Raw genomic sequence first — 5,561 nt, 5'->3', positions numbered from 1 at the left:
TTTGATTAATTTCTTTTGCCATAATGCCAAATTCGTCGTGGGATTCTATTTTGATGAGATTGGCTGTTTGTGTATCGTGGTTGAGGTAGGAGAAGAAATTGGTAAGATTGCTTTGTATGGTTCGCACGCTAAAAGTAAGATTGCTATAAAATCCCCAAAACAATGGAGCGAGAATCACAAGTAAAACAGCAATTCCTATCACAAAAGCTTTAAAGAGTGATGAGTCAATGAATCCTATAATATCGTGAGAAATTTTTGTTGTATATTCTCCTAAAGTATCCACATAAACACCTGTGGAAATCCAAATATTTTGAGTGTTTGGAATCATGGTCGCATAACCAACTTTTTGTGCTGTGCCAAGTGTGCCATCAGGAAGAGGTTTGCTAAAAGAAAAATGCACAAATTTGGTTTGCTGTTTTTGTGTTTTTGCGGTTTGGAATAAGTCTCTTACATAATAAACTCCATCGGCGTCTTTAGCCTCATAAAGTGATTTGCCAATCAAGTCTTTGCGCGTAGGGTGAGCCACAGGAGTATATTCTTTGTAAGCGAAATAATACCCGCTTTTGTCTGATTCAAATCGGAAGTTTTCAATAGCTTTTGCAATAATTGCGATTTGTGAGGGTTCATCTAAGCCTACAATCAGCTCTCCTAGGGATTCTGCTAGAGTATCCGTAGAAAGCTTGATTTTTTGCTCTACCTCCTCACTCACAGCCTTATGCACTTCCATGCTTGTATCTTGCATAATATCTTGCTTAAAATATTCAATCGTGCCAAATATGCTTATCAAGCTCACGATGATTCCAAGCGCAAGCACCAAGATTTTTGCTTTCAATGACAATTTTTTATACATAAGCCACCCTTTCTTGCATTGCTTAAATTTTATTTAAAATTTCATTATACAATATGTAATCTTAAAAATTGAATACTTTCTATATATAAATTTTAAAAATATTTTGGCATTTTAGCAAAAATTACAAAAAATTTGTGAGGAAATTTGAGAATAAATTTCATTTGCGGTGCCACAAAAATGTGGAGGGAATTGTGTTTTGTTAAAGGTGCCTTGTCTCTTGGCAAGTTGGGCTGTGTGCAAAGAGATAGAATCTTTAAGGGATTCTAAAGAAAAAATGGGAGATTGTGGTTTGGTAGAGGAGGAATCCCAAGATTTTTGGTAGTTGAGATATGCTAATGTTTCTTTAATGCCAATACTTTTTGCCCATTGATGTTGCGTTCCATAGCGCGCAATAAGTGTTTGCACTTCATTTAAAAGTCCTTTATTTAGCATTTCTTGTGTGCGTTCTTGAATCCTTGTTCTTAACAATTCCCGCGCAAAATAAATTTCAAAAATTTCACAAGATTTTAAAATTGGTTTGGGGGGATTGTTGGCAAAATAAACACTCGGTGCAGTTTGTGTGGAAAAATAGATTTCCAATGCACGCACAATGCGGTAAGAATCTTGGGGTTTGAGTTTGCTTGCATAAGGTAAATCCACTCGTCTTAAATACGCATATTGTGCATTTAAATCACCAAGATGATGAATCGTAGAATCTATTTCTAGTTTTTCAGACGAAGACAATTTGGGAGAGGGTGAAAGCCCACAAAGCAGAGTTTTCAGATAGAAGCTTGTGCCGCCTACAATTAAGAGGTGCTTGTTGTGTTTTTGACAAAATGCTTGCGCGCGATGATATTCTTGAATAAAGTTATGAATATTTTGCAATTCGTTGGGGTGTAATACATCTATACCAAAATGTGGAATCCCTTTTCTCTCCCCTAAACTAGGTTTTGCGCTAGCAATATTAATTTCTTGATAAACACTTAAAGAATCTAATGAAAGAATCGCGCAATCATAGTTTGAAGCGAGTTCCAAAGAAAGAGCAGTTTTGCCTGCACCACTGCCACCTAAAATCGCAAGAGTTTTTGGTTTCAAGCGAAGTTTTTAGAAGCCAAAACTGCTTCTAAAAAAGCGTTTTTAAGGGCATGTTTTTCCAAAGTCGCTATTCCTTGTGCAGTAGAGCCTCCCGGACTCATCACATTCTCTTTAAGCAATGTGGGGTGATTTTGTTCTAAAAGACTAGCAAAACCACTAAATAATGTGCGCACAATTTGTGTAGAATCTTCGCGTGTTAGACCATAGGTTACTCCGCTATCAATGAGTGATTCGGCAACAAGGGCTAGAAATGCTGGAGCACAACCACCCAAAGCAGTGGCTAAAGGAAAATGCTTTTCTTCAAGCCATACGCTTTTGCCAATAGAATCAAAAATAGCAATTGCTTCTTTTTGGAAAGCCAAATCACCACACAAACTCGTGATAGATTGTCCAACGCTTGCGCAGATATTTGGCATAGCCCGAATATAATATTGTGATTCTATGACTGCTTTTAATGTTTCAAGACTGGTGGCATTCAAGATAGAATAAACGCACTTTGCTTTGCCATTGAAACGGAATTGATTGAGTGCGTAAGGCTTAACACAAAGCAAGATTTCATCGGATTCTTTTAATGGAATCGTAGAGTTTTCCAAAAATAAAGGAGTTAAATTTAATTCCTCACAAAATGACTGAACTTTTGCAAGATTGCGACCGCAGACCAATAGTTTGTATTTGTTTTTCAAGCCTTGTGCTAAGGCTTTTGCCATTTTGCCATAGCCCAAAAGAATTAAGGATTGCATTGCGGAGTTTCTATTGTTTGGAGAAGTCAAAGAATTTTGAAATAGGTTCGGACAATCCGAAATTCTCATATTTGAAATTTTCTAAAACGACTTGCGCCATTGTAAGAGTTTCAAAATTAAAAAGCAAAGGGGCTAGAAAATTAACGCTAGATTCTTCAATGGGTTCTTTCACGCAAACAATGTTTAAGATGACGAGTTTAGAGTTTTGTGGGTCGGTGTTTGTTTTGCCTTTTAAATCTAAAAGTGCTTTTACGGGAGATGGAATCTCAAATTCATAATCTGTACGCATCACATAAGGATTCACTAGAGTAAAGGAAATGCCATCGTTTTCGCAACTTTTTAATTGCATAAAAGTTTCATCGTCTTTGGAGATTTTTTCTAATGCCATCTTGTGGATATGTTCAAAGCCTAAAATCGGAGATTTTACTACAAATTCCATTGTTTTTTCCTTCGCTTATGAGCGTTTAAAAATCATAGAAATAATTTTACTAAAAGTTTTGCGTGAGATTTTATCGCAATAAAAGCAAAAAATCAATTTGATTTTAAAAAAAATTATAAAATCTATGTCAAATCCGCTATAATTACGACCATTTTTATAATTTTTAACTTTGTTTTTAAGGAATTTATTTTATGTTGCGATGGATTAAATTTTCTTTTTATGGTTTTTGCATTCTTGTTTTTTTGGGCGCGTGTTCTTCTAAAACCAATAGCGGTTTGGCACTAGATGAGGTGAATAAACCCGCGGATTATTGGTATCAAAATATGTTAAAAGAAATTCGTAACGATGATTTAGAAAAAGCCGATAGTTATTTCGTCTCTTTGCAAAGTGAGCATTTAAATTCCCCGCTTCTAGGTGAGGCAATGTTGATTTTGGGAAGAGCACATATGCAAAAAGAAGAATATTTGCTTGCGGGATTCTATTTTGATGAATTTACAAAACGTTTTGGAAATGCAGAAAATATAGATTTTGTGCAATATTTAAAATTACAGGCAAATTATTTTGCTTTTGGCAAGCAATTCCGCGACCAAAAATTATTAATGCAATCCATCAATGAAGCAAAAGCCTTTGACAAAAAATATCCTTATTCGCGCTATCGCCCTATGGTAGATACAATGCTTTTAAAGCTTGAATTAGCAAATTTAAGTCTCAATAAAGAAATTATTAAGCTTTATGAGCGCAGAGGCAAGGAGAATGCGGCTGAATTTTATCAGCAAAAAATCAATGAAAATGCTTGGATTAAAGAAGTTTATTATAAAGAAGCGCATTCTCCGTGGTATCAAAGAATCTTTGAATGGTAGGAGAAAATATGCAATTAGAACGTTATGGAGAATTTCCAAAAACTTTGCCTGTAATCGTAGAAGAGGATATGTTTTTGTATCCTTTTATGATTGCACCTTTATTTGTCAGTGATGAAGAAAATCTAAAAGCCATTGAAGTTGCAATGGAATCTCAAGATAAATTGGTTTTCATCACTGCTTCTAAAACTAGTATGCTTGGAGAGAGTGATACAGGATTCTATGATGTGGGTGTGATTGGTGTGATTATGCGTCGTGTCGCATTGCCTGAAGGGCGCGTTAAGATTCTGTTTCAAGGATTAAGTCGTGGGCGTTTGTTGAATGTAGAATCTAAAATGCCCTTGCAAGGAAAGATTGAACCCATCATCTCTCTACCCTTTGATGTCGCGCGCATAGAAGCGATTTTGGCAGTTTTGAAAGAAAGATTGCGCAATCTTTATAATATTTCTCAAAACTTTCCTCAAGATTTACTCAAAAGCATTAACGAGACAATGGAGCCTAATCGTGCAGCAGATTTGATTGCGAGTGCGATTCGGCTTAAAAAAGACCAAGCTTATAAAATATTCAAAGAAAATAATCCCGAAGAAAGACTTTTAAGTCTCATTGAAATTGTAATGGAGGAAATTCGCGCACAGCAAATTCAAAAAGAAATTAAAACCAAAGTTAATTCTCAAATGGAAAAAGTCAATAAAGAGTATTTCTTAAAAGAGCAATTAAAACAGATTCAAAAAGAGTTGGGCGGAGATGTTGGTAAAGACGCAGAGATAGAAGAATATCGCCAAAAACTAGAAAAACTAAAAAACAAAATGAGCCAAGACGCCTATAAGGAGATTTCCAAGCAAATTGCCAAACTTTCAAGAATGCACCAAGACAGCGCAGATGCGAATTTGTTGCAAAATTATATTGAATTGGTTTTAGAGATTCCTTTTGGTTTGTTTGCACAAAAACCGCTGAATATTGATGGGGTAGAAAAGCAGCTTAACAAAGACCATTTTGCGCTAGAAAAGCCAAAAGAGCGCATTGTGGAATATTTTGCTGTGCGTGAGTTGCTTGCATTGCGTGGCAAAGGAAATAACAATGAAAATAAAGGAACGATTCTGTGTTTTTACGGACCTCCGGGGGTGGGCAAGACAAGCCTTGCAAACTCTATTGCCACTGCTTTGAAGCGTAAATTGGTGCGAATTGCGTTGGGTGGTTTAGAAGATGTCAATGAGTTGCGCGGACATCGTCGCACTTATATTGGTGCAATGCCCGGTAGAATCGTGCAGGGTTTGATTGACGCAAAAGAAATGAATCCAGTTGTGGTGCTAGATGAAATAGATAAGATTCATAATTCTTTTCGTGGCGACCCTTCCTCTGTGTTGTTAGAGATTCTTGACCCAGAGCAAAATAAGGAGTTTAGAGATTATTATACAAATTTTGATTTGGATTTATCACAAGTGATTTTTATCGCAACGGCAAACGATGTGAGCGCGATTCCAGCACCTTTGCGTGATAGAATGGAGTTTATCAATATTAATAGCTACACACCAAGCCAAAAGGAACAAATTGCCAAAAAATATTTAATTCCCCAAGAGCTGAAAAAACATGGTTTGCAAAAT

The 5,561-nt window shown here is 36.1% G+C and carries 6 protein-coding genes; 2 read left to right on the top strand and 4 right to left on the bottom strand.

Going from position 1 to position 5,561, the window contains the following annotated elements; translation table 11 throughout:
* The 4 genes from Q1553_RS02400 to fliW form a co-directional block, all read right to left on the bottom strand.
* A partial coding sequence (locus Q1553_RS02400) for a cache domain-containing protein (RefSeq protein ID WP_300842730.1) occupies positions 1–850 on the bottom strand: 850 nt, incomplete at its 3' end.
* A gap of 111 nt (positions 851–961) precedes the next feature.
* Entirely contained in the window at positions 962–1,924 is a 963-nt protein-coding gene (gene miaA, locus Q1553_RS02395; RefSeq protein WP_115552169.1) for a tRNA (adenosine(37)-N6)-dimethylallyltransferase MiaA, read from the bottom strand.
* Entirely contained in the window at positions 1,921–2,664 is a 744-nt protein-coding gene (gene proC, locus Q1553_RS02390) for a pyrroline-5-carboxylate reductase (protein WP_115552168.1), read from the bottom strand. The genes miaA and proC overlap by 4 nt, the downstream gene beginning before the upstream one ends.
* A gap of 10 nt (positions 2,665–2,674) precedes the next feature.
* Positions 2,675–3,103 carry a flagellar assembly protein FliW gene (gene fliW, locus Q1553_RS02385; RefSeq protein WP_115552167.1) on the bottom strand — a complete coding sequence of 143 codons (429 nt, stop codon included), beginning with the start codon at positions 3,101–3,103 and terminating at the stop codon, positions 2,675–2,677.
* A gap of 191 nt (positions 3,104–3,294) precedes the next feature.
* Between fliW and bamD the strand changes: the two genes are divergently transcribed.
* On the top strand, positions 3,295–3,963 hold the full coding sequence (gene bamD / locus Q1553_RS02380; protein WP_115552166.1) for an outer membrane protein assembly factor BamD: 669 nt from the start codon (positions 3,295–3,297) through the stop codon (positions 3,961–3,963).
* 8 nt (positions 3,964–3,971) lie between these two features.
* Positions 3,972–5,561 (top strand): LON peptidase substrate-binding domain-containing protein (locus Q1553_RS02375; protein ID WP_300842731.1); only part of this gene is annotated, 1,590 nt, incomplete at its 3' end.

The organism is Helicobacter sp. UBA3407 (assembly GCF_949747025.1).
Classification (GTDB): Bacteria; Campylobacterota; Campylobacteria; order Campylobacterales; family Helicobacteraceae; genus Helicobacter_D; species Helicobacter_D ganmani.
This window is presented reverse-complemented; position numbering and strand designations above follow the sequence as displayed.

Coding starts and splice junctions, on each gene's coding strand:
- proC (WP_115552168.1), bottom strand. CDS start 2,664: ATGCAATCCTTAATTCTTTTGGGCTATGGCAAAATGGCAAAAGCCTTA.
- fliW (WP_115552167.1), bottom strand. CDS start 3,103: ATGGAATTTGTAGTAAAATCTCCGATTTTAGGCTTTGAACATATCCAC.
- bamD (WP_115552166.1), top strand. CDS start 3,295: ATGTTGCGATGGATTAAATTTTCTTTTTATGGTTTTTGCATTCTTGTT.